A 2,347-nucleotide genomic window follows, 5' to 3' on the forward strand; every position below is an offset into this window, starting at 1 on the left:
AGACACCTCAGGCGCCTAAGCTGTCAACCGGCAGCGGGCCGTGATCCGCTCCAGTCGAACACGCCGATGGTCAGTTGCTGGCGAAGGCGGACAGGAGTGTGTCCGTGCGGAGCTGAAGCTCAGGTGTCTCGGCTCCCGTGACGCTGACGGACACTTCCTCGCCGCCGACGGCCTGAGCGAGGGCGACTTCCAGAGTGGCGCTCGTGCCGGCCAGGGGATACGAGTACCAGCCGTCGGGTGCTTCGTCGTCAGTGTCCTGAACGCCGGCTTCGACGGTCTCCCAGTCGGATTCGTCGAAGGCGTATCCGGTGTAGCGGGAGAGCAACTCAAGAAGGGCACGCAGGTTGCGGTCCCAGATCCATCCGGTGATCGGCTCGGTCACGCGTCCTCCGTCGCTGTGGGAGGGACAGCATGGCAGACATGATCGCCGTCACGCTGCGGCGGCGAGAGCGACCGGAAAGGCCGTGTGTTCGTCGAACAGCGTGTGGTGCTGGAGGCAGTAGTAGAGCTGCCCGAGCATGCGGTTGAAGAGGTTGCGCTGGGCGGCGGCGTGCCAGTCTCCGTGGTCGTCCCGGCGGCGCCGGTAGTGGGTCTTGGCGCCGGGCGAGGCGGTGATGGAGGAGAAGGCCCAGAGGTAGCCGGCTGCGTTGAGCCGGTCGTTCTTGACCCACCGGCGGGTGATGCTCGACTTCTTGCCGGAGGCCCTGGTGATGGGCGAGGCGCCTGCGTATGCCTTCAGGCCGCGGGCGTCCGCGAAGCGGGCCTTGTCGTCTCCGATCTCGGCGAGCACCCGGGCGCCGAGCTGGACGCCGAGGCCGGGGAAGCTGAGGATGATCTCAGCGTCCGGGTGCTGAGGGAAAGCCTCTTCGACCGCCTCGGCGAGGTCGTTGGCGGCGGTGCAGGCGGCCTCCAGCTGGACCAGGAGGGCGAGCATTTGCTTGCCCAGCGCGTCCTCGACGAGCTGCGGCTGGTGGGCGTAGTCGTCGCGGAAGACGTCGCGGAGCCGCTCGGCCTCGGCCGTGATGCCGCGCTTGCGGCCGGCCCGCTTGAGCGCGGCCTCCAGCTGCGTGCGGGTTAGCCGCGCGGCCCGGCTCGGCGTCGGGGCCGCCTTCAAAAGCTCTCGGGCCTCCGGCCGGCAGAGGCCGTTGCGCCAGAGTTCGAAGGCCGCCAGGGCGGCCGGGTAGTACTCCCGCAGCAGCGAACGGAGCTGGTTGGACAGCTGCTGCCGGTTCCAGAGTGAGTCCTGCTGAGCACGGGCAAGGACGGCGATGGCCCGGCCGAGGTCGCTGTCGTTGGGCAGTGGCCGGTGGGCGTGCATGTCGGTGCGCAGGATGTTTGCGAGGACCAGGGCGTCGCCGGGGTCGGACTTCTTGCGCGAGACCGAGTGCCGGTCGCGGTAGCGGGCGGCGGCCATCGGGTTGATGGCGAACACTTGCCGCTTGCCGGTCCGCAGCACTGCCACGAGCAGGCCGCGGGAGGTTTCGATCGCGACCGGGATCGGTTTCTCCTCGCTGTCGCCGTACTCGACAAGCAGTTCCAGCAAGATCTTGTAGCCCGCGGCGTCATCGGTGATGTGCCGCTTGGCCAGTAACTGACCGCTGTCGTCAACCAGGGCGACGTCGTGTGTCCGCTCGGCCCAGTCGATGCCGCAGTAGATCAAAATGTTCCTCCCCATCGTGCAGTTTGTGCAGGTCCACGAGCTCATGCGGAACCACGCGGCGACCTAATCCCAGGACTCAGCACAAGGGCCGGTCCGCCACCTCAGTAGCCGTTCGTGGCACCAGCTCACCCCACGGGCCTCGGTCTATCCGGGAGCTCAGACGGCTCGGGCTTCACAAGAGGTCACCATGCAGCGGGCTCGCACCACCAACACCAACGAGTGATCAAGATGAGAGTGTTGACGCTCGACGGCGCCGGACGTCGCTCGCTCTGCCTGGAGGCCTCAAGGCCCGGTGATCGTCAGGCATCCGGCCGGCGCCGACGAACATCAACACCCGCACCGTGGTGAAGGCCCAGAGGGCTCCGAGCGCCGCGCGGTCTACAGCGAGGCGTCAAGGCCCGGCGTGATTCAGGCATCCGCTCGGCGCCCACGGGACCACCACCCTCCGCGTGGTGGCGGCCGGGGAGGCGTCGAGACTCGCGCGATCTCCGTAGAGGCATCTCATGCCCGGATTACGGAAGGCGTCGCCTCGACACCCACCCGACCACCACCACGAGCACCAGGACGTTGCACCGCTCTGCAGGAAGGCATGGCCTGCCGCGCTGAAGCAAGATGTCAACGGCCCCAGTACTCGAACAGGTCCGAAGAGCCAGAGCTTCGCGGACCTGCTGCTACAAGGGGATTAGG

At 67.7% G+C, this 2,347-nt stretch carries 2 protein-coding genes; both read right to left on the reverse strand.

Annotation, left to right across the window (positions count from 1 at the left end):
* Positions 1 to 70 precede the first annotated feature (70 nt).
* Complete coding sequence (locus tag ACFYR3_RS45670) at positions 71 to 382, reverse strand: hypothetical protein (RefSeq protein WP_389288342.1); 312 nt, start codon at positions 380 to 382, stop codon at positions 71 to 73.
* A 48-nt stretch (positions 383 to 430) separates the two neighbouring features.
* Positions 431 to 1,675, reverse strand: coding sequence for an IS110 family transposase (locus ACFYR3_RS45675; RefSeq protein WP_389288344.1), 1,245 nt, complete (start codon positions 1,673 to 1,675; stop codon positions 431 to 433).
* Positions 1,676 to 2,347: the final 672 nt, after the last annotated feature.

Origin of the sequence: Streptomyces sp. NPDC005784 (assembly GCF_042871525.1) — a bacterium.
Taxonomy (GTDB): Bacteria; Actinomycetota; Actinomycetes; order Streptomycetales; family Streptomycetaceae; genus Streptomyces.

Bases quoted from the DNA above. Each gene is read 5' to 3' on its own strand.
- ACFYR3_RS45675 (WP_389288344.1), bottom strand. From the start codon at position 1,675: ATGGGGAGGAACATTTTGATCTACTGCGGCATCGACTGGGCCGAGCGG.